Origin of the sequence: Microbacterium sp. SSM24 (assembly GCF_025989145.1) — a bacterium.
Lineage (GTDB): Bacteria > Actinomycetota > Actinomycetes > Actinomycetales > Microbacteriaceae > Microbacterium.
Map to the genome: position 1 here is coordinate 585,819 of NZ_JAPDNQ010000001.1, position 25,377 is coordinate 611,195.

General features: G+C 71.2%; 17 protein-coding genes. 7 read left to right on the forward strand and 10 right to left on the reverse strand.

All coding sequences use genetic code 11. The annotated features are described in order from the left end of the window. Nucleotides 1-42: 42 nt before the first annotated feature. Nucleotides 43-9,438, reverse strand: coding sequence for a DUF11 domain-containing protein (locus OL358_RS02800; protein WP_264708422.1), 9,396 nt, complete (start codon nucleotides 9,436-9,438; stop codon nucleotides 43-45). 359 nt (nucleotides 9,439-9,797) lie between these two features. On the opposite strand from OL358_RS02800, the gene OL358_RS02805 reads away from it, so the two are divergent. From OL358_RS02805 to OL358_RS02815, 3 genes are read left to right on the forward strand one after another with little or no spacing between them, the layout of a single operon-like run. Further along, nucleotides 9,798-10,580, forward strand: a complete 783-nt coding sequence (locus OL358_RS02805; RefSeq protein WP_264708423.1) for a patatin-like phospholipase family protein — start codon at nucleotides 9,798-9,800, stop codon at nucleotides 10,578-10,580. Next, a complete protein-coding gene (locus OL358_RS02810; protein WP_264708424.1) occupies nucleotides 10,577-11,272 on the forward strand; it encodes a Type 1 glutamine amidotransferase-like domain-containing protein in 696 nt (231 codons plus the stop codon). The genes OL358_RS02805 and OL358_RS02810 overlap by 4 nt, the downstream gene beginning before the upstream one ends. After that, the gene (locus tag OL358_RS02815) at nucleotides 11,265-12,020 is read left to right on the forward strand and encodes an alpha/beta hydrolase (RefSeq protein ID WP_319805422.1); all 756 of its coding nucleotides are present in this window, start codon (nucleotides 11,265-11,267) and stop codon (nucleotides 12,018-12,020) included. The genes OL358_RS02810 and OL358_RS02815 overlap by 8 nt, the downstream gene beginning before the upstream one ends. Nucleotides 12,021-12,295: 275 nt before the next feature. Here OL358_RS02815 and OL358_RS02820 read toward each other — a convergent pair whose 3' ends face one another. The 4 genes from OL358_RS02820 to OL358_RS02835 are packed head-to-tail and all read right to left on the reverse strand — an operon-like array spanning nucleotide 12,296 to nucleotide 16,309. After that, nucleotides 12,296-13,114 carry an MOSC domain-containing protein gene (locus OL358_RS02820; RefSeq protein ID WP_264708425.1) on the reverse strand — a complete coding sequence of 273 codons (819 nt, stop codon included), beginning with the start codon at nucleotides 13,112-13,114 and terminating at the stop codon, nucleotides 12,296-12,298. A gap of 26 nt (nucleotides 13,115-13,140) precedes the next feature. Continuing rightward, the gene (locus tag OL358_RS02825) at nucleotides 13,141-14,247 is read right to left on the reverse strand and encodes an ABC transporter permease (RefSeq protein ID WP_264708426.1); all 1,107 of its coding nucleotides are present in this window, start codon (nucleotides 14,245-14,247) and stop codon (nucleotides 13,141-13,143) included. Beyond that, on the reverse strand, nucleotides 14,244-15,266 hold the full coding sequence (locus OL358_RS02830) for an ABC transporter ATP-binding protein (protein WP_264708427.1): 1,023 nt from the start codon (nucleotides 15,264-15,266) through the stop codon (nucleotides 14,244-14,246). The genes OL358_RS02825 and OL358_RS02830 overlap by 4 nt, the downstream gene beginning before the upstream one ends. Before the next feature lie 35 nt (nucleotides 15,267-15,301). Beyond that, nucleotides 15,302-16,309 carry a glycerophosphodiester phosphodiesterase family protein gene (locus OL358_RS02835; RefSeq protein WP_264708428.1) on the reverse strand — a complete coding sequence of 336 codons (1,008 nt, stop codon included), beginning with the start codon at nucleotides 16,307-16,309 and terminating at the stop codon, nucleotides 15,302-15,304. A 153-nt stretch (nucleotides 16,310-16,462) separates the two neighbouring features. Here OL358_RS02835 and OL358_RS02840 point away from each other — a divergent pair, with 153 nt between their 5' ends. The 4 genes from OL358_RS02840 to OL358_RS02855 all read left to right on the forward strand — a co-directional run bounded on the left by OL358_RS02840 (nucleotide 16,463) and on the right by OL358_RS02855 (nucleotide 19,931). Then, nucleotides 16,463-17,383: a Bax inhibitor-1/YccA family protein gene (locus OL358_RS02840; RefSeq protein WP_264710220.1), complete on the forward strand. Its 921-nt coding sequence runs from the start codon at nucleotides 16,463-16,465 to the stop codon at nucleotides 17,381-17,383. 101 nt (nucleotides 17,384-17,484) lie between these two features. After that, nucleotides 17,485-17,829, forward strand: coding sequence for a helix-turn-helix domain-containing protein (locus tag OL358_RS02845; RefSeq protein WP_264708429.1), 345 nt, complete (start codon nucleotides 17,485-17,487; stop codon nucleotides 17,827-17,829). Nucleotides 17,830-17,956: 127 nt separating this feature from the next. Continuing rightward, entirely contained in the window at nucleotides 17,957-19,198 is a 1,242-nt protein-coding gene (ligD, locus tag OL358_RS02850; protein WP_264708430.1) for a non-homologous end-joining DNA ligase, read from the forward strand. 19 nt (nucleotides 19,199-19,217) lie between these two features. Further along, a complete protein-coding gene (locus OL358_RS02855) occupies nucleotides 19,218-19,931 on the forward strand; it encodes an MBL fold metallo-hydrolase (protein ID WP_264708431.1) in 714 nt (237 codons plus the stop codon). A 29-nt stretch (nucleotides 19,932-19,960) separates the two neighbouring features. Here OL358_RS02855 and OL358_RS02860 read toward each other — a convergent pair whose 3' ends face one another. The 5 genes from OL358_RS02860 to OL358_RS02880 all read right to left on the reverse strand — a co-directional run bounded on the left by OL358_RS02860 (nucleotide 19,961) and on the right by OL358_RS02880 (nucleotide 25,377). Then, the gene (locus OL358_RS02860) at nucleotides 19,961-20,548 is read right to left on the reverse strand and encodes a ClpP family protease (protein WP_264708432.1); all 588 of its coding nucleotides are present in this window, start codon (nucleotides 20,546-20,548) and stop codon (nucleotides 19,961-19,963) included. Continuing rightward, nucleotides 20,545-21,174 carry a ClpP family protease gene (locus tag OL358_RS02865; RefSeq protein ID WP_264708433.1) on the reverse strand — a complete coding sequence of 210 codons (630 nt, stop codon included), beginning with the start codon at nucleotides 21,172-21,174 and terminating at the stop codon, nucleotides 20,545-20,547. Before OL358_RS02865 ends, OL358_RS02860 begins: the two co-directional genes overlap by 4 nt. Nucleotides 21,175-21,265: 91 nt before the next feature. Continuing rightward, nucleotides 21,266-22,660, reverse strand: a complete 1,395-nt coding sequence (locus OL358_RS02870) for a glycosyltransferase (RefSeq protein WP_264708434.1) — start codon at nucleotides 22,658-22,660, stop codon at nucleotides 21,266-21,268. A 591-nt stretch (nucleotides 22,661-23,251) separates the two neighbouring features. Further along, the gene (gene guaA, locus OL358_RS02875; protein ID WP_264708435.1) at nucleotides 23,252-24,835 is read right to left on the reverse strand and encodes a glutamine-hydrolyzing GMP synthase; all 1,584 of its coding nucleotides are present in this window, start codon (nucleotides 24,833-24,835) and stop codon (nucleotides 23,252-23,254) included. Next, nucleotides 24,832-25,377 (reverse strand): DUF3817 domain-containing protein, encoded by a 546-nt coding sequence (locus tag OL358_RS02880; protein ID WP_264708436.1) that lies wholly within the window; start codon nucleotides 25,375-25,377, stop codon nucleotides 24,832-24,834. Before OL358_RS02880 ends, guaA begins: the two co-directional genes overlap by 4 nt.

Genomic DNA, 25,377 nt, shown 5'->3' on the forward strand with positions numbered 1-25,377 from the left:
GCGACGAGAGCATCGCCGCGACCCGAGGAACCAACGGCCTGCCTAGGGCTCGACGATCTCCCGGCGACGCGCGCGGCGCACGAGGAGGAGTCCGAGGAGGAGCAGGAGCACCGCGGAAGCCGGCAGCAGGCCGAGCGCCGTTCCGGTCGCCGCGAGGAGTGACCGGTCGACGGTGCCCGTCGCCGTGGACGAGGGGCTCTCCGGGTCGGCCTCGGACGAGACCGTCGCGGTGTTCTGGAGCGATCCCGAGGCATCCGCCGCCACGTTCACCGTGAGGACGAGCACCGTGCTCTCCCCCACCTCGAGCGGACCCACCGTGCAGGTCACCTCGCGACCGGCCACGTCGCACGTGGTCGCGACTCCGTCGACCGTCGCGCTGCGGTAGGTGAGGCCGGCGGGCAGGTCGTCGGTGACCGTGATCGGACCGGGATCGGCTGTCGGACCCTCGTTCGTGACCGTGATCGTGTAGGCCCCGGTGAAGCCGGCGTACAGCGTCGAGGTCAGATCCTTCGTGATCGACAGGCTGCTCAGCGCGGGGACCGTGGACGTGACCGTCGACGTGTTGTCGGCGAGCGTCTCCGGGTCCTCGGGCGTGGCCGCCGTGACGGTCGCCGTGTTCGACACCGCGGGGTAGGCCGCCGGGAGCACGGTGACGGTGATCGTGATCACCGGTGCGGTGCCGCCCGACACGAGCTGCGGCAGAAGGCACGTGACATCCGTCGGCGCGCCCTCGGCCGGGATCGAGGCGCACGTCCAGTCGCCCGCATCGATCGCGTCGACGGTGAGCTGCGCGGGCACGGCGTCCTCGATGACGATGCCACGAGCATCCGACGGCCCGCCGTTCGTCACGGTCAGCGTGTAGCTGAACTGCTCGCCCACATGCGGTTCGCCGACCGCCTGCTTCACGATCGCGAGATCGGCGAGCTCGCTCACCGTGCCCGACACCGACGACGAGTTGTTCTCGAGGTCGGGATCGGGGGTGTCCGCGCTCACGACGGCGGTGTTCTCGAGGTCGCCCTCCAGCTGCGACTCCGCGTCGACCGTCACATCGAGCACGACGGTCTGTCCCGCCGGAATCGGCTCGGCGAGTTCGCACACGACGGTGGTCGGCTCGATCTCGTCGGGCTCGCAGCTCCAGGTGAAGCCATCCGTCGAGGCGGCGATCCCGGCGTAGCTCAGGCCTGCGGGCAGCGTGTCGGTGAGGACGACGCCGCGCGCGTCGGACGGCCCGAGGTTGACGATGCTGAGGCGGTACTCGCCTGTGCCGCCCGCGGTGATGGTGCGGGCGATCGTCTTCGTCAGCGCGAGGTCGGCGCTCTCGCCGACCTCGTCGGTCACCGAGGCCTCCGACGGACCGTCGCCGTCGTTCTGCGTGAGACCCGGAGTGACCGCCGCGGTGTTCGTGATCGAGCCCTGTACCGACGACGAGACCACGCCCGTCACGGTGATCACGGGCGCGGCGCCGACCAGCAGCGTCGTGTCGCGCGTGCACTCGACCTGCTCGCGGCCGTCGTCCGTGAGGTCGATCGGCGCGCAGTCCCATCCCTCGCCGGAGGCGGAGGCCCCCGTGACGCCGGCCGGGAGCGTGTCGACGACCGTGATCGGCGCTTCGGGCGACGCGTCGGAGTCGGACGGCCCGAGGTTCCGCACCGTCAGCGTCCAGACGATCGCGCCACCGGCCACCACCGGAGCAGTGACGGTCTCCTTCTCGATCGACAGGTCCGCGACCTCGATCACCGTGATCGTGTCGGTGTCGGTGTCGGGCCACGTGTTGTCGTCGGTCTGCGGGGTGAGCCCCGGGAAGACCGTCGCCGTGTTGGTGAGCGCGCCGGACGCGCTCTCGTCGATGTCGACGGAGAGCGTCAGCTCGAGCGTCTCCCCCGCCGGCAGCGTCGTCGTGCGCGCGCACTCGACCACCTGCGGGTCGGCGTCGGGGTCGACGATCGCACAGACGGTGTCGGCACCGCCGGACACCGGCGCGTCTGCGAGGGTCACGCCCTCGGGCAGGGTGTCGCGCACGACGATCGGATCGTCGCTCGTGGCGACGGAGTCCGACGGGCCGTGGTTCGTCACCGCGATCGTCCACTCGAAGGGAAGACCGGCGGTGGCGCTCGCACTCGGGTCGTGCGACTTGACCAGCTCCAGGTCGGCGTGCGTGACGACGGTGACGGATGCCTCGTCCTCGGCGCCGTCCGGTGAGGACGGCGACGACGCCACCGCGGTGTTGGTGAGCGTGCCGGCGCTCTCGCCCGCGCCGATCGTCGCCGACACCGCGAGCGGCGGAGCTGTCGCTCCCGCCGCCAGCGTCACGACATCGCCGTCGTCGGTGAGCTCGCACGTGAGCACCTGGCCGTCGATGTCACAGTCCCACGTGCCCGGTCCACCAGACGTGCTCGCGCCCAGGTAGGTCATGCCCGCGGGCAGCGTGTCGACGATCGTGACCGGGTCCGCGGCATCCGACGGCCCGTCGTTGACGAGGCTCAGCGTGAACGACGCCACGTCTCCGGCGTCGACCACGTCTTCGACGGCCTCCTTCACGAGGGTCAGCGCCGTGACGGCGCTCACCTCGACGGAGTCCTCGCCCTCGGCGGTCGCGGGCTCATCCGTCGCGGCATCGATGGTCGTCGAGTGCGCGACAGCGGTGTTCGGGATGATGGTTCCGTCGGGCACCGACGAGGCCACGGTGGTGACGACTTCGATGACGACCGAGTCACCGGCGGCCAGGATGCCGATCGTGCAGACCACCTGGGTCGTACCGGAGCAGTCGACGCCGTCGGCCTCCGAGGCGGCGCTCACGAGCGTGAGGCGGTCGTCGATGTCGTCGGTCAGCGTGACCGCCTGCGCGTCGGACGGCCCGTTGTTGGTGACCGTGACCGTCCAGGTGGCGTTCTCCCCGGCGACGACCGTCGGCGCGGCGTCCTTCGTGACGGCGAGCGCCGCGTGCTGCACCACCGGCAGGACAGCGGTGTCGGTGTTGTTCGTCAGGTCGGGGTCGGGCGTCGGCGAGGTGACGGTCGCGCTGTTCGTGAGCGCCGCGTCGGTGACGTCGGCGTCGACGAGGACGGGCAGCTCGATGGTCCACGGGTCCTCCGCGACATCCAGTCCGTCTGCCTTGTCGCACTGCACCCGCACGCGTCCCGACACCTCGGTCACCTCGCACCCTGCCGGGGGCGTGCCGACCAGGGTCATCCCGGTCGGAAGCAGGTCGGTCACGGTGATCGACCCGACGGCGTCGGACGGTCCGAGGTTGGCCACCGACAGCGTGTAGGTCGCCGCGGTGTCGCCGCCCGCGACGATCGAGGCCGCATCGACGGACTTGGTGATGGCGAGGTCGGACGAGGCGGTGGATCCCGTCGTGACCGACGCGGTGTCCTGGTTCGCCCGCCAGGTGGATGACACCGCGGCGGTGTTGGTGAGCTCGCCGATCACGCCCGCGCCGACCGTCGCGACGAAGTCGAACTGCGACGACGCGCCGGCGGCGAGGTTGCCCGACAGCGTGAACAGGATGTCGCCGCCCTGCGCCGTCGCGGTCCAGCTGGATCCGCCGGCGACGATGGACGAGAACGTGAGGCCCGCCGGAAGGTCGTCGAGCACGGTCACGCCGCGCGCGTCCGACGGTCCGGCGTTGGTCACGGCGATGCGGTACGTGAGGGTCTGGCCGGGCACCACCACGGGCGGCTGCGGCGCGATGATGCTCTTCGACACCGACAGCGCCTCCACGATGTCGACCGTGGTCGACGCGGTCGACGAGTTGTTGCCGGCGACCGGATCGGTGGTGACCGGGGTGACCCGTGCCGTGTTGGCGATCGTGGAGCCGGGTGCGGCGGACGAGACGATCGTGCCGTCCAGGCTGACCGAGATGCCGTCGCCGACCGCGAGGTCGAACGGCACCTCGCAGGTGAGGACCCCGGCCGCGATCTCGCAGTCGACGTCGTCCGTGACGGTGCCCACCTCGACGCCGGTGACGCCGGCGGGAAGGGTGTCCGTGAGGACGATCGGCGATCCGGCCGATCCGCGCGATACCGACGGTCCGCGATTGACGAGCGAGATCGTCCAGCCGAGCGCCGTTCCGGCGGTGGCGGTCGTGCGCGTCGGCGTCTTCGTGACGGCGAGATCGGCCCGCGCCCTCACCGTCGCCGTCGCCGAGGCGCTGTTGTTGTCGGGGTTGCGGTCCTCGGTGCGCGCCGAGACCGTCGCCGTGTTCGGGATCTGCGTGCCGTCGAGGACGGATGCCGCGACCGCAGCGGTCACCGTGAGCGTCCAGGAGGCACCCGACGCGAGCGTGTCGGCGGCGTTGGTGCGCGTGCACGAGATCGAGCCGTCGGACGGCGCCGAGCACGACCAGCCCGCTCCCGCGGCGCCGATGACGGTGACGCCCGCCGGAGCGGTCACGGCGTCGACGACGGTGACGCCGGCGGCGGCATCCGGTCCGGCGTTCGTGACCGTGAGCGTGTACGTGCCGGAGCCGCCCGCGATGAAGTCGTTGTTCGCCGTCTTGGTGATGCGCAGGTCCGCCGACGCGATCCGCGCGGTCGCCGAGCCCGAGGCGCCGATGTAGCTGCCGGAGCCGCCGTTGTAGGACGTTCCACCGGTGGCGTCGGTGACGTCTGCGGCGACGGCGGTGTTGGTGTGCGGCACACTCAATCCGACCTGGACGGAAGGACCGGCGACGGCGCGGTAGGTCACGACGATGCGCTCGTTCGTGAGCAGGTCGACGGTGGTGCCGCCGACATCGCTCCAGCGGAGCGTCTGGCCGGTGATCGTCGGGTCGACGGCGACAGCGCTCCCGGTGCGCACCGTGACGGCGGCCGAGTCAGCCACGTACGTCCAGCCCGCGGGGAGAGTGTCGACGGCGTCGAGCGACGCGGCCGTGCCCCCTCCGGAGTTCGTGAGCTCGAGACGGAACGACACCTCCTGCCCGATGTACACCGGGTTGGCGGGGGTGACCTGGGTCTTCGCGGTGGCGATGAGCGGGAACTGCGGCGTGACGGCGGCCGTGGCGGCGGTGCCCGGCCCGTACGTCTTGCCGTCGGAAGCCAGCGACGTCCACGACTGCGGGCGCACCGAGTTGGTGAGCGCCGTGCCGGTGAGGCTCGACGAGGGCGCGAGGCGCGCGGGATACGTGCGGGTCACGGTGTTCGCCGCACCGGGCGCGAGGGTGGCGACCGTCCAGGTGAGCGTGCGCGCGGTGGAGCTCCACACGCCGCCGCTCGCGGTGCTGTCGCCGTCTGCGACCGGGTCGCCGGCGGCGTCGAGCGGGACCACGCCCGCGGGCACGGTGTCGACGATCGCGACGTTGAAGGCCGGGACGTTCCGGACGTCGGCGGTCGCGGCCGCGGTCACGGTGTAGGTGAACACCTCGCCCTGTGCGGGCTGCGCGTTGCTCACGGCCTTCGTGACGGTGACCTGCGGTTCACGGACCTGGGTCGACGCGCTGCCGCTGACGTTGGTGCTCCACGTCGCGTTGGTCGCGGTCGGCGGGGTCTGCTCGGCGTAGTTCCAGCGGAACTGCGCCGTATTGTTCAGGTTCGCACCCTGCACCGACGTGGTGTTCGCCGGGAGGCGCGTCGTGAGCGCGAGGGTGACGGTGCGCGAGGCGGTCGCCGGCGCGATGCTGCCGAGGTACACGCCGAAGTTGCTCGCCGGGCTCGCGGTCAGAAGCGTGCCCGTCAGGCAGTCGTCACGCCATGTCGCGTCGCCGCCACCGCAGGAGAGGGACCACGACGTCACCGCCGCCGCGTTGCCGAATGCGGCGGGGATCACATCCACGAAGGCCGCGTTGAACAGCTGCACGTTCGCGGGCACGGTCGCGGTGACCGTCCAGGTGATGCTCTGCCCTGGGACGACGGTCGCGCTGGAGGCCGTCTTCACGAGCGAAGCGCGGTTGACCGTGATCGTCCGCGACGCCGCGGTCGAGTACGAGCGCTCACCGGTGACCGCGCCCGGCATCGAGGACCCGGTGAGAGTGGCGTTGTTCGTGTACTGCTGGCCCGAGGCGGCACCCGAGGGGACCGTCACCGGGTACTGGATGGACTGCGGCGTGCCCGCCAGCAGCGGCGCCGAGAGCGTCCACGTCAGTCGCTGAGTGCCGACCGCGCAGCCGTTCGATCCGTTGCCGGCGACGGGGCCGGCGATGGCGCCCGGGAGCGTGCCGACCGCGAGCGCGGCGGGCACGCAGTCGACGACGACGCCGTCGAACAGCGGCGACCGCCCGGCCGCGTTGGTCGCCGTGAGCGTGTAGTTGACGGCCGAGCCGCCCGCGACGTTGGTCGCCGACGACGTCTTGGCCAGCGTCACGGACGGCTCGACGACGGAGACGGATGCCGAGGCGGTGCCCCGCTGGACGAGGCTGCCGTTCACCGTCGGGGCGCTGCGGAAGGTGGCCGTGTTGGGGATCGGCGCGGCGTTCACGTTGCCGGCGACGTCGGCGACGCGCGTGGGCAGCGTCACGGTGAAGACCGCGGCGGTCGCGGACGCGTTCGTCCAGGTGGTCGGGAAGCGGAGGGTGCCGTCGTCGCAGAGACGGAACTCCGCGGCATCCGCTGTGCATCCAGCACCGACGGTGATGCCGCCGGGCGCGGTGGTCAGGGTCGGGTCGCCGGTCTGCACGAGGCGCCCGCCGGTGGGCAGCCCGTCGTCGAGGATGCCCGAGAACACGCTGGTGCGGGCGGGGATGGTGACCGTGTAGGTGTAGTCGACCGACTCGCCGATCGTCGCCTGCGTCAGTGCGCTGTTGCCGGGGCCGTTGACACCGGTGGCCGCGACCTGCTTGGCCACTGTCGCGTCGGCGAGGGTGACCGTCGCGGTGTCGCTGGCCTCGGGAGCGTTGGGCGTGATGCCGGGGTTCGCGCCGAGGTCGTTCTCGGGGTAGAACGTGACGTCGCCCGCGGAGTCCGGCGTGCCGTCGGTGGTCGGAGCCGTGTAGAGCGTGACGGCGGCCTCGTTCGTGTGCGACGAGGAGATCGACAGCGGGGTCGGAACGGTCAGGCTGTACGTGACGGTGACCGTCTCGCCGGCGGTCAGCAGGCCATCGGCGCCGAGCGCCGCTCCGCTGAGGTTCCACACGACGACGTCGCGTCCGCTCGCCGGCCCCGTCGTCGAGGTAGCACAGGACGTGGATGCCGGGGTGCTGGTGGTGATGTCGGCGCACTCGAAGCCCACGGGCAGCGCATCCCAGACGGTCGCGCTGCTGAGCGGGTAGTCGTTGCCGTCGGCCGCGGAGCCCTGGTGGGTGACGCCGACGGTGAAGGTGAGGGACTGCCCCTCCTGCACGGCCGCGCTGCCGGCGCCGTTCACGCGCTTGGCGAGCGCCAGCGGCACGGTGGGCGCGAGCGTGAGGTCCACCTCGTCGCGAGCGGCGAGCACCTGGTTGTTGCTGCTCATGTAGCGGAGCTTGGCGAGGTTGCCGGTCACGTCGATGTCGGCGCCCGCATCCGGAACCGCGGTGACCCGGGCCAGGATGTCGATCACGGCGACTCCGCCGCCGGGCACGTAGCGCGAGCCGTCGGGATTGGGCGTGCCCAGCAGCCAGCGCGCACCGCCGGTGACGCGTTCGGCATCGGCGGTGTTCCCCGGACCCTCCGCCCACGCGACGAACTCGGTTCCCGGCGGGAGGAAGTCGGTCAGGATCGGGTTGCGGGTGGACGCACCGTCGGTGAAGTCGATGCGGATACGGAAGCACGCGAGGTCGCCGAGCTGCAGACGCGGGCCGTCGCTCGCGACGTACTCGCCCGCAGGAGCCGTGGCGCACGTCACGCCGGCCCCGCTCGCACCGGCGATCGCCTCGCGGTCGGGGTTGGTCCACACCGTCTTCGACAGCGAGAGGTCCGAGGTGACGAGCGAGGCCGACGAATCGTTCGTCGACTCGACGGCGCCGGTGTCGACCGTGTTGCCGGCGGCGGGGCTCGTGGTGCCCTCCACGTCCACCTGGTTGGTGACGGCGTCGCCGGTCGAGGTGCGGGAGCCGTCCTGGTAGGCCTCGCGCATGTAGGCGCTGTAGACGATCGCGGTGGCGGCATCCTCGGCCAGTGTGTCGCCGGGCACGGCGAAGGTCACGACGAACGTGCCGTCCGCGTTGGCGACGACATCGGTCATCGTCCCTCCGACGACGGTGTCGGCAGTGCTTCCGGGCGCCGGGCACTCCGCGGGCCACGCCCCCGTCGTAGGGACCCCGGCAGGGACGACCGGGCACAGGCCGTCGGCGAGCGTGTCGGTGATGACGACGTCGGAGGTGGTGACGTACTGGCTGGTGCGCAGCGCGAGGGTGAACCGCGTCGTGGCGCCCGCGGTGAACTGGCCGGTGGCGATCGTCTTCACGACGCCGACGTCGAGCAGCCGGACCGTCGCTTCGGCCGTCGCCGAGATCTGCGTCGATCCCCCCTCGACGACCGATCCGCCGTAGGTGCCGGACACTTCGGCCGTGTTCTCGATGCTCGTGCCGGCCGGACCGGGACGGGTGGGCCCGCCGTCGGCGGTGCCGTCGGGCGCGGTGATCTCCTGCAGTCCGACGAAGGCCTGGTACATGAGCTCGACGGTCGTGTCGGCGGGGATGTCGCCGAGATCCCACGTGAGGCGGGTGAACGTCTCGCCGTCGATCTCGACGATCTCCGTCGTGCACGCGACGTCGCCCAGACCGCAGTCGGTCACCTGGAACTGCGCCGGCACCAGGTCGGTGACGATCGCCCCCGCCGTGCCCGCCTCGTCGGCGGTGGTGACGGTGAGCCGGTAGCGCGTCGCGTTCGCGGGTCCGCGGTACACCTCGGCCTCGGCGTCGAGGTTGCGCTTGGTCAGCCGGATGGCGCTGATCGAGAGGGTCTGCGTGTCGTCGCCGCCGTGGGTGGCGCGCGTGACCACGGGCGGCGTTCCGTCGGTCGGGATCGTCACGACGGGCACGATGCGCTCGTTCGTGTTCGCGTAGACGCCCACGTCGACGGTGAAGCTCGCCCCGACCGGATAGAGATCGTTGTCGGCGACCACGTCGAAGGAGAGGTCGAGGTCGGCGCCCGCGGGCAGATCGGCGACGTTCGCCCACTGCAGCAGCTGGGCGGTGACCGTGGGCTCCGCCGGATCCGGGACGTAGGTGCGGATGAGCGGCTCACCGACGGCGTTCGGCGGCCCCGGACGGGCGGAGCCGGGCACGTATGTGACGCCGACGGGCAGGATCGCGACCGCGGTCGCGTTGTAGAGATCCACGCCGGCGACGTTGGATGCGGTGATGCCGATCTCGCCGACGCCCGAGGCGAGCACACTGGATGCCTCGGCCGACACGTCGACGCCGGTGAAGCCTCCCCCGTCGGACGCGACGGGGGGCGCGGCGGCTGCCGACAAGGGCAGCGCGACGGCCATCCCGACGGCGAGCACGGCCACCGTGGCGGCGGCGGTCAGCCGGCGGAACCGGCCGACACGGGTGTTGCGGGCTTCGGGGGCGTGCTGCGTCATCTGCGTCCTGTTTCCGTGCCGAGCTTGCGGGGGCCGCTGAGGACGACCGGCGCAGCTCGCGCACGCGCGAACAGCGTCGGTCTTCCGTCAGCAGGCGCGGGCGAGCGCAGCCAAAGGTGTCCACTGCCGTGCGGCTGAGGCGCGCACGACATCCGTCACTCGGAGAGCACCGATCGGGCCTAACTTCGGGTTGCCCGATCCGCATCCCCCCGAACGCGGAGCACTTCCAGGAAGTGCACAGTGATCCCCACGCTAGTGAATCGTCGGGCGCGCCGACAAATGAAACGCTGTGCAGTCCCTCAGTTTTTGCACAGGTCCGCGCCGGAGACAGCGTCGCACCTCGGTGGTACCGTCGCGACGTGCCCCTCGAGCCCGCCCCACCCGCCGACGACACCCGCCTCGGGATCACGCTCAGCGGCGGTGGCGCATTCGGCGCGGCGCACGTCGGAGTCCTGCAGGTGCTCGAGGAACACAGCATCCGTCCTCACATCGTCACGGGCACGAGCTCGGGCGCCCTCGTGGGCGCCGCCTACGCGGCCGGCCTCGACGGCGGCGCGCTCGAGGAGATCGCGCTTCGGTTCCGGTGGAGCCGCATCGCGGCCTGGAGCTTCCAGCCCCGGTGGGGACTCCTCGATACGCGCGTCGTCACCGACGCCATCCACCGGCTGCTCGGCGACGACCCCCGCATCGAGGACCTGCCCCGGCGATTCGGCGCGGTCGCGACCGATCTGCGCACGCGCCAGGCCGTCACGATCGACCACGGTCCCCTGAGTGCCGCCCTGCGGGCCTCGATCGCCGTGCCGGGCCTGCTGCCGCCGGTCCGCCTCGGCGGGCGACTGCTCGCCGACGGCGGGATGGTCGACAACGTTCCGCACTCGGCCGCGCGCACGCTCGGCGCCGACAGGGTGATCGTCGTGCACCTGCACGCGAAGTGGGAGAACGTGCGCATGATGCGCACGACCACCAAGATCTCCCAGCTGATCGCCGACCCGTCGACGCTGCTGGTGCAGCCCGAGATGGAGCGGATGGCGCAGTGGAGCATGCGGGATGTCCCGCGTCTGATCGCCGAGGGCCGTCGCGCGGCCACCGCCGCGCTGGCCACGGCCGACGTCCTCAAAGCCTCCACGAAAGGTGACCGATGAAACTCCTCCTCACGTCCGGCGGCATCACCAACGACTCGATCCGCGAGGAACTCGTCGGCCTCCTCGGCAAGCCCATCGAGGAGTCCGATGCGCTCTTCATCCCCACAGCGCAGTGGGGGCAGCCCGCGTGCTCGCCGCAGTCGGTGTGGCGGTCGACGGCCGCGCGCTGGCCCGGCGAGCAGGCTTTCGTCGGTCTCGACTGGAAGTCCGTCGGCGTGCTCGAGCTGACCGCGCTGGCGAGTATCGGCGAGGAGCGCTGGGTGCCCTGGGTGAAGGATGCCGACGTGCTCCTGGTCGACGGGGGCGAGGCCGTCTACCTCGCGCACTGGATGCGCGAGTCCGGTCTCGCGGCCCTGCTCCCCGAGCTCGCCGAGACCGTGTGGGTCGGCGTGAGCGCGGGGAGCATGGTGATGACGCCGCGCATCGGTCCGGAGTTCGTCGACCGCGATCCCGACGGCACCGACGAGACGCTCGGCGTGGTCGACTTCTCGATCTTCCCCCACCTCGACTACCCCGGCTGGACGTCGAACACGACTGAGGCCGCGCACCGCTGGGCGGCGAAGATCGGGCACCCGGCCTACGCGATCGACGAGCAGACGGCGATCTCCGTCGTCGACGGCGAGGTCCGCGTGATCTCCGAGGGCGCGTGGGAGCACTTCCCCGACCTGGGCGGGGCATCCGACGGTGCTTGAGCGCACGGCCATGCGCTTCACCTCCGAACGACTCCTCGACGACGACCTCGTCGAGCGCCGCTTCGAGCTCGGCGACATCCCGGGCATCCTGTGGACGCCGGTGGCGGCATCCGCTCTCCCGCTCGTGCTGATGGGCCACCCCGGCGGGCTCGACGGAATGTACCCGCGGCTCCTCGCGCGTGCCCGCGCCTCGGCGGATCACGGCTTCGCCTCCGTCACGATCGAACTTCCCGGGGGCGGTGGGAGAGAGCGGATGCCGCAGATCGACGAGGCCCGCGCGGATCTCCGTCGCGCGCTCGCGGCGGGCGGGGCGCCGACGCCCGACGTCATCGACCGCCTCGTGCTGCCTCTGGTCGAGCGGGCCGTGCCCGAATGGCAGGCGACCCTCGATGCGGTGCTCGCGCTCCCCGAGGTCGACGGACCGGTCGGCTACTCAGGAGGCCCGATCGCCGTCGGCATCCGGCTCGCCGCTGTCGAGCCGCGCATCGCCGCCGCAGGACTCTTCGCCGGCAGCTTCGTGCCCGCCTCGATGTTCGCCGAGGCGCGGGCCGTCACGATCCCCGTGCACGTCCTGCTGCAGTGGGACGACGAGGGCAACGACCGGGCGATGGCTCTGGACCTCTTCGATGCGCTCGGGTCGGAGGAGAAGACGCTGCAGGCGAACATGGGCGGTCACCGCGGCGTTCCCGCTCACGCGGGCGAGGACGCGAGCCGCTTCTTCGGCAGGCACCTGACGCGAGAGGCGTGACGCCGGCGGCGGGGCGCCGCCCGCCCGCCTGCGCGGCCGGAAAAGGGTGAAGCGGTCCGGGAATCAGGGGGTGGTCCGGACCGCTTCCCCTACCAGATCCGTCGCGCTGAAGAGTCGGGCGAGCGGGGGGCCGGCAGGTGTGAGGCCCTGGGGAAGCCTCGAGCAACACCGTATATGCGACAGAATGCACAACCCGTGCACGACACGAGCAGCGTTTTTCGGCGTGGCGGGAACCCGCCACGCCGATCCCGCCGCGGAAATCCGTGGGCCGAGGGTCAGCCGGGGACGACCGCATCACCCGCGCGCACCACGGCATCCGCGGGCGCGCCGTCGAGGTCGGGCACGAGCCACACCCCGAACCAGGTCTTGCCGTCCCACCGTCGGTGCTTCGCGAGCGTGCGGATCGGCTCCTTGCCACGCGCGAGCGTGTCGGGATCGATCGTCGTCATGACGCAGCGGTCGCACACGCCGCTCACCCGGAACCGCACCGCGCCGAGCGTCACGAACGGCCAGGAGTCCTCGGCGAACGGTGCGTCGGAGTCGCCGTCGATGATGAGGTTCGGGCGGAAGCGCAGGATGTCGAGCTCCGGCGCCGCGTCGTCGGTCCAGCGGTTCAGCTGGGCCATCGACGACTCGCTCACCAGCAGCAGCGGCCCGACGTCGGCGAGCGACACGCGATCCCCCGGCAGCCCGCCGTGGTCGGGGTTGACGCTGCGGACCCGGGGGTCGGGCTGCCACACCAGGCGCGCCGGTCGGCCGATGCGCGCGCTCACCCAGTCGTCGGCGTCGCGTCCGGCAGGCAGGGCCGAGCCCTGGCGGGAGAACCCGACCGCGACGGGCGCGGCATCCGTGGGCTCGGGCACGCGCAGCGCACCGCCGTCGCGGTCGCTCAGCATCAGCGCCCGGTCCTCGCCCATGACCGCGGTGAGACCCAGCAGGCCGTTCGCCTCCCGAGCCGTGATCGGCTCGCCGCCGGGATCGACGACAGCCCACCGGCGGTCACCGTCCAGTCCCCACGGCAGCACCCTGGCGGAGGGCACGTCGGTCCCCGCGAACGACTTCACCGGATGGATGCGAACCCTGGTCACCTGCACCCGAGAACGCTATCGCCCCGCCGCGCTCAGGCGATCCGCGTTCCCGGTGGCAGTCGGCGCGCCGGGGTGCTCGTGCGGGACCAGGCCCACCAGAGCAGGCCCGCCGCAAGCAGGATCTGCAGACCCAGACCGACGAACCAGCTCGGGGTGGACTGCGCGATGATCTCCTCGGGAGTGGGCTGCTGGTCCTCCATCGACTGGGGACTGCACTCGTCCCACGTCACTTCGTCGGCGGGCGGCTCCTGGGCTGCCCGGATGCCGAGCTTGATCTGCCCGAAGAGGTCGACGGGGTACCCGTTCGCGTCGAAGGTCGTGGGCGTCGCATCGGCGAGGATCACGAACGGGTTCGCGGCGAGGATCCACCACACGCGATCGAACCGCGGCACCTCGTTCGTGTAGGTGGACCACTCACCGCACTCCGGCGACGGATCCTGCACGCACGGGTAGTCGTCGCTCGGACTCTCGCCGGGCATGCACGGGAACTCGCCGTCCTCCTCGTAGGACTCCCAGTCGATCGATCGGTTGTTGTACGTCTGCTCGGTGCGCATCGTGGCGCCGACGAGCGCGAAGGCGATGGGGGTGCCGATGACGAGGGCCGCGACCACGAGGTACGTCGTCGCGACCGAGAACAGCGGCCGCGCGATGACGCCGCTGAGGGCGACGCCGATCGCGGCGATGATGCCGACCTCGACGATGAGCACGAGCAGCGAGACCGTGATGGTCGCGGCATCCGCTCCCCCGGACAGGGTCGCGATCACCAGGAACGGGATCGACACCGCCACGAACGCGAGGCCGGTGATCCACGCCGCGAGGAACTTGCCCACGATGATGTCGGCCGTCGTCGCGAGTGTGACCTGCACCGGCGCGAGGGTCGCGGCGTCTCTGTCGCCGTTGATCGAGTTGCCGCTGAGGGTCGGCGAGACCAGCACGACGAGCAGCAGCGTGATGTAGACGATCGTCGAGTAGATCGCGGAGCCCTGCTCCCGATCCGACCAGCTGAAGGCCATGAACGACAGCGCGGTCACGATGACGAGCAGCAGCGCGAAGACGCCGAGCAGGATGTACCAGGCGACGCTGCGGGTGCGCTGCGTCAGTTCGAGGCGGACGATCGTTCCCAGGCGCTGTGCGTTCACGACGTGGCCTCCTCGTCGGCATCGGGGTGGGCTGCAGACGCCTCCGGGAGCGTCGTGGGAGGCAGCGCACCGGGTGGCGCCCCCTCGGGCGTCGCCGGCGGCATGCCCTTGCCGAGGTCGAGGAACGTGTGCTCGAGGCTGCCCTGGGCCGCCGCGAACTCCGCGACCGCGAGACCTGCGCCGATCAGCGAGCGCAGCGCGTCGGCGGCCGCCTCGTCGGACTCGAAGTCGACGATGACGTCGCGGCGATCGACGCGTGCGGCCGCACCGAGCGCCTGCCCGACGCGGGTGGCGGAATCGGATGCCTCCGCCCCGGCGATCCGCACGCGCCAGGGCCGCGCGCGCCGCGCCGCCGCCTCCACGCGGCGGGTGTCGACCGTCTCGCCCTCGAGAAGGAACACCGCGTCGTCCACGACTTCTTCGAGCTCGCTGAGGATGTGGCTGGAGACGAGCACCGTGCGTCCTTCGGCCGCGAAGCGGCGCAGGAGCACGCGGAGATCAATGCGGGCCTGCGGGTCCAGGCCGGAGGCGGGCTCGTCGAGCAGCAGTATGCGGGGCTCGTGGACGAGCGCGCGCGCGAGGCCGAGTCGCTGCTTCTGCCCACGGGAGAGGACCTTCGCCGCCGCATCGGCCAGACCGGTCAGTCCCACCTCGGCGAGGAGAGCCTCGGCGCGCGCGGCGGCGACGGGCTTCGGCATCCCGTACAGCTGGCCGGTCACGACGAGCGTCTCGCGGGAGGTGAGCGAGCCCCAGGCGCCGAGGGCGTCGGGCATCCACCCGATCAGCGCACGGGCGGCGTGCGGGTCGGTCACGGGGTCGACGCCCTCGATGCGGATCGTTCCGGCGTCGGGGGCCAGGAGGGACGCGAGCATGAGCAGGAGGGTGGTCTTGCCCGAGCCGTTCGGCCCGACGAGGCCGGTCACGCGGCCGGCGTGCGCCTGCAGCGTCACGTTGCGGACCGCGTGGATCTCTCCGAACGAGCGACGGACTCCTTGCACCACGATGCCGGGGGAAGTCATGGGACTCACCATCTCATACCGTCTTCGCGGGAGCGTCAGGAACCGAAGAACGCCACGCCGAGGTCAGGGTGGTCGACGAAGACGCCGTCGATTCCGGCATCCCGGATCACCGTCCACTCGGCCTCCCAGTCGCCGAACGCGGCTGCCCCGCCCCTCCCGCGGAACTGCCCGATGAGGAAGTTGTTCTCGGGCCGGCACGTCCACGTGAACACGCGGAGTCCGCGCTCGTGCGCGTCGGCGACCACCGTCGAGCTGCCGAGGCGACCGAGCTTGTCGGGCGCGAGGATCATGCGCTTGTCCACGCTGATCCCGTCGACGCGCCCCACGAGCCCGTCGAGCCCCTTCGGGGCCGCGGTCTGCCGGTACGTCAGCGCCGCCGTCCCCTGCTGCGACAGCAGGTCGAAGGGACGCCCCGCGGCCTCGAGCAGATAGATGTAGGACGCGCGGATGCCGCGCTCCTGCAGCCGGTGCAGCACGGTGGACTCGAAGGCCTCGATCGTGAGCGGCAGCTCGCCGTCCGCCCACCCCGCTGCGCGCAGCTCGGCGTCGACGAGCTCGGCGATGTCCCACCCGAGGGAGGCGAAGTAGGTGGCGTGCTTGATCTCGAGCACGACGCCGATCTCACGCCCCTGCGCGAGCGACGCGCCCCGCACGAGGTCGAGCACGTCCCGCAGGCGCAGCACCGGCTGCAGATCGTCGAACGTCGCGCTCGACGGGCGCAGCGCGGGCAGCCGCTCGCGGCATCCGAGGGTCGACAGCTCGTCCCAGGTGAAGTCCTCGGTGAACCAGCCGGTCAGCTCGGCGCCGTCGACGGTCTTCGTCGTGCGACGGTCCCGGTACTCCGGGCGATCGGCGATGTCGGTGGTGCCCGAGATCTCGTTCTCGTGCCGGACGACGAGCACGCCGTCCGACGAAACGACGATGTCGGGCTCCACGCCGTCGACGCCGAGCTCGAGGGCGAGGTCGTAGGACGACCGGGAATGCTCCGGGCGATACCCCGGGGCGCCGCGATGACCGATCACGAGCGGGGTCCGGCGCGGCATCGCTCCAGGCTACCCGGCGCATCCGGACCGGCGGGGCCGCGGCATCCGCTCATGGCCGTCTCACAGCGGCCGGCCTCCACCCCCGGTGCGGCGTCGGATATCGTTGATCAACAGCACCGTGCTGTGCAACCCGTGACTTGGAGTGTGAGAGCAGTGGCCCTCGACAACCCCGCGTTCAACAACCCCGCCTTCCAGGACTCGAAGGCCGCCAAGACCTACCCCGGCCGTCCCGGGCTGCAGCCGCCCGCTGCGCAGACGCAGACCGCCTCGGCGCAGCACGCCGGAGTGGATGCCGCTGCCCAGGCTCAGCTCGAGGGCATGTACGCCGCCCCGTCCGCCGGTGCGGTCGAGACCGACCGCATGACGGTCGAAGACACCGTGTGGAAGACCGCCGGACTCTTCGCCGTCCTGCTCGTGACCGCCGTCGCCGGCTGGGTCTGGACCATGGCCCCCGTGGCCGAGACCGGCGCTCCCACGATCATGCCGTGGATCATCGGCATGCTCGGCGGGTTCGTGCTGTCGCTCGTCGTGATCTTCACGTCGCGCAAGAAGATCCGTCCCGCGCTGATCTTCGGCTACGCCGCGTTCGAGGGACTCTTCGTCGGCGGAATCTCGGCATTCTTCGAGATTCAGTGGGAGGGCATCGTCCTGCAGGCGACGCTCGGCACCCTGTCGGTCGTCGGCGTCACGCTCGCGCTGTTCGCGAGCGGCAAGATCCGCGCCTCGAAGAAGGCCACCAAGGTCTTCATGATCGCGATGGTCGGCTACCTGGTCTTCTCGCTGCTGAACCTCGTCCTCATGTGGACGGGCATCAGCTCGGACCCGTGGGGCCTGTTCGGCACGTCGATCGGCATCGGCGGCTTCAGCATCCCGCTGGGCGTCATCATCGGCGTCCTCGTCGTCATCATGGCGGCGTACTCGCTCGTCCTCGACTTCGACTCGATCCAGCAGGGTGTGCGCAACGGCGCTCCCCGTCAGTACGGCTGGCTCGGCGGCTTCGGCATCATGGTGACCGTCGTCTGGCTCTACATCGAGATCCTGCGCATCATCGCGATCGTCCGCGGCTCGAACTAGTCGCCGCACCTTCCAGAACGGCCGCCCGGTTCTCCGGGCGGCCGTTCTGCTCTGAGCGGAACGGGAGGCAGGGCGCGGCATCCGCGTTCTATCGTGACCGCATGGCCGAGATCATCCCGCTGCCGACGAAGCCCGCGCCGCGCTCGCCACGCGAGCCCGAACCGCTGTGGCGCGACGCGCTGGGCGACCAGCTCCGCCGCCTGCGTCACGATCGCGGCGAGCGCCTGGCCGACACCGCCGAGCGGGCGGGCGTGTCGCCGCAGTACCTGTCCGAGATCGAGCGCGGACTCAAGGAGCCCTCGAGCGAGATGATCGCCGCCGTCGCCGGCGCGCTCGAGATCACCCTCGTCGAGCTGACCGCCGCGGTCGCCGGCGAGCTGCGCGGCGCCGCCGCCCCTACCGCCGCCCCCGCCCCCGCCCGCGGCACCGTCGCCCTCGCCGCCTGACCCTCTCTCGTTCCGTTTGTGCGGGCGAATGTACGCCTGGCATCCGCATCGAGCGCACATTCGCCCTCACAAACGGACTGGGTGCTGGCCCTGGCCGGCGTCGGCGGCCGGCGCTAGCGTGGGGCGGGTGAGCCCAGCGCGCAAGGAAGTCTTCCTCGACGTCGAGGGGCACGAGGTGCGGGTGTCCAGTCCCGACAAGATCGTGTTCCCGGTGCCCGGCATCACGAAGCTCGAGATCGTGCAGTACTACCTCGCGGTCGCCGACGGCGCCCTGCGCGGGGCGGGCGGTCGGCCGATGGTGCTCAAGCGCTTCGTGAAGGGGATCGACCAGGAGGCGTTCTTCCAGAAGCGGGTGCCCGAGAACCATCCCGAGTTCGTCGACACCGCGACGCTCCAGTACGCGCGGGGCACGTCGGCCGAAGAGGCGGTGATCCGGGATGCCGCGGGCCTGGCGTGGGTCGTGAACCTCGGATGCCTCGACCTCAACCCGCATCCGGTGCGCGCCGAGGATCTCGACCACCCCGACGAGCTGCGCATCGACCTCGATCCGATGCCCGGCGTGGACTGGTCGCAGATCGTCGACGTGGCGATGGTGGCTCGCGAGGTGCTCGACGACGTCGGCCTCGTCGGCTGGCCGAAGACGAGCGGATCCCGCGGCCTTCACATCCTCGTCCGCATCGCGCCCGACTGGGACTACAAGCAACTGCGGCTCGCGGCCGAGACGCTCGCCCGCGAGGTCGAGAATCGCGCGCCCGGACTCGCGACCGCCCGCTGGTGGAAGGAGGAGCGCGGCGAGAGCGTCTTCGTCGACTTCAACCAGAACGCGAAGGACCGCACGGTCGCCTCGGCCTATTCGATCCGTCCGCTTCCGGACGCACGCGTCTCGACGCCGATGGAGTGGGACGAGGTCGGCATCCGCCGCCCCGAGGAGTTCACCGTCGCGACGGTGCTCGAGCGCTTCACCGCGATCGGCGACCCGCACCGTGGCATCGACGAGGCGGTCGGCAGCCTCGACGCGCTGCTCGCGCTGGCGAAGGAGCTCGGCCCGGCCGAGAAGCCGCCGCGCGCGGGAGACGGCGACGGCAGGCGGCAGTCCACGATGCCGCTCATCGAGATCGCTCGCACCAAGACCAAGCCCGAGGCGCTCGATGCGCTCGAGGAGTGGCGGGCGCGGCATCCGTCCGTCGTGCCGCTCCTGCATCCGGCCGACGTCCTCGTCGACGGCATGCGCGGATCGAGCTCGCTCTGGTACCGCGTGCGCGTCAACCTTCAGCACGTGCCCGAGAGCGAGCGGCCCGAGCAGGAGGCGCTGATCGCCGACTACGACCCGTGGGCCGGCAAGGTGTGGCCAGGGCGGCCCGCCGGCTAGTTCGTCGCGGAGGAATCTCATGAGACTCGGTCCCCATCTTCACCTCATCGGCAACGACATCGTCGCCGCCTACCTCGTGGTGACCCCCGAGGGGATCACCGTGATCGACGCCGGCCTCCCCGGGCACTGGCATGACCTGACGGCCGAGCTCGAGGGGATCGGCCGCACCCCGGCCGACGTCAAGGGACTCGTGCTCACCCACGGCGACAGCGATCACATCGGGTTCGCCGAGCGGCTGCGCCGTGAGCACGGCGTGCCCGTGTACGTGCACGCCGCCGACGCGGACCGGGCGCGGGGCGGCGACAAGCCGAACACGCCGATGGGTCCGATGCGCCTCGGCCCCACGTTCGGGTTCTTCGCCTACGCCCTCCGCAAGCGCGGGTGGCGTACGGAGCACCTCACCGAGGTGGTCGAGATCGGCGACGGCGACGTGCTCGACCTGCCGGGCGCCCCGCGCGTGATCGGGCTCCCCGGCCACTCGCCGGGAAGCATCGCCCCGCACGTCCCGATCGCCGATGCCCTGTTCGTCGGCGACGCGCTCACCACGCGGCACGTGCTCACCGGCCGCCTCGGCCTGCAGCCGGCGCCGTTCACCGACGAGCCCGACCGCGCACTCATCTCGCTCGACCGCCTCGCCGGACTCGGCGCGAGCTGGGTGCTGCCCGGGCACGGTGCGCCGTGGCAGGGCTCCGCGGACGAGGTCGCCGCGGCCGTCCGGGCCGCGCGCGGCTGATCCGCGGCCGGGGCGCGCGCCGGGTCCGCTCAGCTCCTCTCGAGCACGCGATCCGCGAGACCGTACGCGACCGCGTCGACGGCCGTGAACACCCGATCCCGATCCGTGTCGGATCGCAGCTGCGCGGCATCCTTCCCCGTGTGCCGCGCGAGGATCGCCTCCACATCCCCGCGCACCCGGACCAGTTCATCGGCCTGCAGGATCAGGTCGGGGATCGCTCCCCGGCCCTGCCCTGCCGGCTGATGCAGCACGACCCGCGCATGAGGCAGCACGGCGCGCTTGCCGGCGGCGCCCGCCGCGAGCATCACGGCCCCGACGCCGATCGCCTGCCCGACGACGGTGGTCGCGACATCCGGACGCACGTGCTGCATGGTGTCGTACACGGCGAGCATCGCGGCCGGGTCGCCGCCTTCGCAGTTGATGTAGAGCTGGATGTCGCGCTCGGGACTGTCGGCGTCGAGGTGCAGCAGCTGGGCGATCAGCGCGTTCGCCACTCCCGCGTCGATGCCGGTGCCGAGGTAGACGACGCGCTCCGAGAGCAGGTGCGAGTAGACGTCCATGACGCGGTCGCCGCGCGGATGCTGCGCCACGACGTTCGGGATCGTGTACGAGCTCATGCCGCCACCTCCGCGGGTCCGAGTCCGAGGCCCGCGGGACGCCGGCGGCGCGGCACGACCTGGGCGAAGTGATCGACGATGCCGTCGATGAAGCCGTAGTCCAGCGCCTGGGCGGCGGTGTACCAGCGGTCGTGCAGGGAGTCCTCGAAGATGCGATCGAGGTCCTGCCCGGTGTCCTGCGCGATGAGGCCGAGGACGGTGTCGCGCATGTGGCGCAGGTCGTCGGCCTGCACTTCGACGTCGACCGTCGACCCGCCGATGCCCGACGAGCCCTGGTGCATGAGGATGCGCGCGTGCGGCAGCGCCCGACGCTTCCCCGGTGTGCCGGCCGACAGCAGGAACTGCCCTGCGCTGCACGCGAGCCCGAGTGCGAGGGTCGCGACGTCGTTCGGGATCAGCCGCATGATGTCGCGGATCGCGAGCATGGACGGGACCGAGCCTCCGGGCGAGTGGATCCACAGGGCGATGTCGGATGCCTCGTCCTCGGCCGCGAGCGCGAGCAGCTGCGTCGCGATGAGGGTGCCGTTGTCGTCGTCGAGCGGACCGTCGAGCACGAGCACGCGCTGGTGGAACAGCTCGCGTCGCGCCTCGGCCCCGAACTGCGGGATCTTGCCTTCTTCAGCCATGGCCCCAGCCTGCGCGCGACGGCGGTGCGCGGCATCCGATTCCGCCGTCGGCGGCTCCGCCAACGGCGGATCTGCCTTCCCGGCGGCGGGGTCAGGCCCGGCGGGACGGCGCGGCGAGCACGTCCTCGACGGCCTGGGCGAGGGCCTCCGTGACCCGATCGGGGTCGACACGTCGCGCCATCTGCGCCGCCTCGCGCGAGAGGCGCGCGTGCTCCTCGGGATCGGCGATCACCCGCACGATCGCGGCCGCCAGCGCCGCTTCGTCGCCGTTCGGCACGAGGACCCCACCGCCGTTCGCGAGATGGTCGCGCGGGCCGTAGGGCACGTCGTAGGCGATCACGGGCGTGCCGCGGACCATCGCCTCGACGATCGCGAGCGCCTGCCCCTCGAACGCCGAGGTCGTGAGAAAAGCGGATGCCGCGTCCAGCACCCGCACGGGCTCGCCGGTGATCCCGCGGAGGACGACGTGCGCGGTGAGGCCCTCGTCCTCGATCAGGCGCTGGAGCGCGTCGCGCTCGGCGCCGCCGCCGTAGATGTCGAGCGTCGCGTGCGGGACCGCCGCGAGCACGGCGCGGAACGCCCGGATCGCGTGGTCGACGCGCTTGCCCGGCGCGAGCCGGTTGAGCATGACCACCCGCCCCGGCACGCGGTCGGCGCCCGGCACGACGGTGGAGGCGGCCGGCACCCCGGCCGGGATCACGAGGTGCACACCCTCGTCGCCGAACCGCTCGATGACATCGGACCGCTGCGCCTCGCTCAGCCACAGGACGGCGTCGAATCGCTCGGCGAGAGTGAACCAGCGGGTCCACAGCGGATTGAGCGGGGCATCCGGGGTGTGCGGCGGCTCGAGATGGATCGTGTGGATCGAGTGGATCAGGCGCACACCGGGGTCACCCCACCCGGCGATGAGCTCGCCGAGCTGGCGCGATTCGCAGATCACGACGACCGGCTTGTCGCCGTCGTCGGCGCGCAGCCCCGCGACGACCGCGGCGAGCCACGCGCGGTACAGGGCGCCGAAGCCCGCGACGACGCCCGCCACATGCCCGTCATGCCCGTAGACCGCGACCGGCGCGGTCGTGATGTGCCAGTCGGGATCACCGTGGATCACCGGCAGCCCCACGACCGGTCGGCCCTCGGCGTCGGCGATGCGGCGGTACTCGAGAGCCGGATCGGGGTCGCCGGGCTCAGCGGCCTCGAGCAGCCAGCCGGCTGCCCCGCCGGAGCGGGCGGATGCCTCGTCGAAGAGATTCCGCATGCGGTCGGTGCCCGTGATCAGGTCGCGCTCGTCGAACGCCCGGCGATGGCGGGCGTGGTCGGCGGGCGTACCGGGATCGAACGTGAGGATGAGCGGTCCCCGGCCGCCGCCGACACCCGCCGCCGCCATCTGGCGCGCGCGCGACAGGATCGCCATCGCGTAGCCGCCGTCGTGGTCGGGAATGAGCCGACTCGACAGGATCAGGTACTCGGCATCCGGGAATGTCGTCACGCCTCCATCCTCCCTCATCGCCTGCCGACGATCAGCGGGTCGCGCGCCGTCGCAACAATGTCGCACCTTCTCAAACTCGTATGTGAGTTCATGCGCACACCGCCTCATGAGAGTTCGCGTTCACACAGCCGCCTGGACGAGCCCAGCACCCGCCGACCAGTCGTGTGAACGCGGAGTCACATAAGGCACTGTGAGCGTGCCTGAAAGCACATGTGGCACTGTGAGCCCGAAGTCACACGACGCAGTGTGAACCCGAAGTCACATAAGGCACGGTGAGCCTGCCTGAAGCACACAAGGCACTGTGAGCCTGAAGTCACATGAGGCACTGTGAACCTGAAGTCACATACGGCACCGTGAACCTGCCTGAAGCACACGACGCAGTGTGAGCCCCAAGTCACATACGGCACCGTGAACCTGCCTGAAGCACACGACGCAGTGTGAGCCCCAAGTCACATAAGGCACGGTGAGCGTGAAAGCACATGCGCGATTCGCAGACACACATCGAACCGAGACCTGCAGGGCATCCTCACCACGACCGCCGCAGAAACGACGGATGCCCCGAGCTGTCAGGCTCGAGGCATCCGCTTCCGGTCATTCCCACTCGATGGTGCCCGGCGGCTTCGAGGTGACATCGAGCACGACGCGGTTCACCTCGCGCACCTCGTTGGTGATGCGGTTCGAGATGCGGGCGAGCACGTCGTACGGGAGTCGGGTCCAGTCGGCGGTCATCGCGTCCTCGGACGACACCGGGCGCAGCACGATCGGGTGTCCGTAGGTGCGGCCGTCGCCCTGCACGCCCACCGAGCGCACATCCGCCAGCAGCACCACCGGGCACTGCCAGATCTCGCCGTCGAGGCCGGCCTTCGTCAGCTCCTCGCGGGCGATCGCGTCGGCGTCACGCAGAATCTCGAGGCGGTCAGCGGTGACCTCACCGACGATCCGGATGCCGAGGCCGGGGCCCGGAAACGGCTGGCGGCCGACGATCGCCTCTGGGAGGCCCAACTCGCGGCCGATCGCGCGGACTTCGTCCTTGAACAGGGTGCGCAGCGGTTCGACGAGCTCGAACTGCAGGTCTTCGGGAAGCCCGCCGACGTTGTGGTGCGACTTGATGTTCGCGGTGCCGGCGCCGCCGCCGGACTCGACCACGTCGGGGTACAGCGTGCCCTGCACGAGGAAGCGGATCGGCTCGCCGTCGGCGGCCGCCTCGGCGATGAGCTCACGCTCGGCGGCCTCGAACGTGCGGATGAACTCGCGGCCGATGATCTTGCGCTTCTCCTCCGGGTCGGAGACCCCGGCGAGCGCCGTGAGGAACTGCTCGCGCGCGTCGATCGTCACCAGCCGCACGCCGGTCGAGGCGACGTAGTCGTTCTCGACCTGCTCGCGTTCGCCCTGACGCAGGAGCCCGTGATCGACGAACACGGCGACGAGCTGGTCGCCGACGGCCTTGTGCACGAGCGCCGTCGAGACGGCGGAGTCGACGCCGCCCGAGAGCGCCGACAGCACGCGCCCGGTGCCGACCTGCTCGCGGATGCGCTCCACCTGCTCGGCGATGACGTTGCCGCTGTTCCAATCGGCGGGGAGTCCCGCGGCCTTGTGCAGGAAGTTCTCGATGACCTGCTGGCCGTGGTCGGAGTGCTTCACCTCGGGGTGCCACTGCACGCCGTAGAAGCGCTTCTCGTCGCTCCCGAACGCCGCGACCGGCGTCGCCGTCGTCGAGGCGAGCACCTCGAAGCCCTCGGGGGCGCGCGAGACCTGGTCGCCGTGGCTCATCCACACGTTCTGGTCGGCGGGCTGGCCGCCCAGCAGCACACCGCCGTCGCCCGTGACCGCGGCATCCGTGGCGCCGTACTCGCGCAGGCCGGTGTTGGCCACTTCGCCGCCGAGCGCCTGAGCCATGACCTGGAAGCCGTAGCAGATGCCGAGTGTCGGCACACCGAGATCGAACACGCCGGTGTCGAGTGCCGGCGCACCTTCCTCGTACACCGACGAGGGCCCGCCCGACAGGATGATGCCCACCGGGTTCTTCGCCGCGATGTCGGCCGCCGACGCGGTGTGGGGCACGATCTCGCTGTAGACGCCCGCCTCACGCACACGCCGCGCGATCAGCTGCGCGTACTGCGCACCGAAGTCGACGACGAGGACGGGACGCTGGGAGGTTTCGGTCTGCTCGGTCAACGCTGGTTCTCCGTGGGGATCGCGTGGGTGAGGGTCGAATGGCCGGCCTGCGAGTGCAGCTCGGCCTCTTCGCGGGTCTTCAGGTACGAGGTGACCTCGCGGCCGACCTTCGCCTCCATGAAGAACGACAGAAGCGGCACGATGCCGCCCAGCGCCAACGTGATGAACCGGCCGAACGGCCAGCGCATCAGGCTCCAGACGCGGAAGCACGAGAAGAGGTACACGACGTAGAACCAGCCGTGCGCCACCAGGATGAACAGCGAGAGGTTGATCCCGTCGCCTGTCGAGATCATCTCGCAGTCGTTCGTCATCGGCGCGAACAGCGACCACCACTCGCAGCCGGGACCGGCGATCACCGGCGCAAACCACAGGAAGCCGCCGGATCCGCCGAGGAACAGCTCGACGTGGATCGGCGTGTACTTCAGGATCATCTCGGCCACCAGCAGCAGGAGTCCGATACCGGTGATGATCGCGCAGATCTGGTAGAACTTCAGCGCTCCGCGGATGGCCGGGAAGGAGGCGAGCTTCGGGGCGCGGGGCAT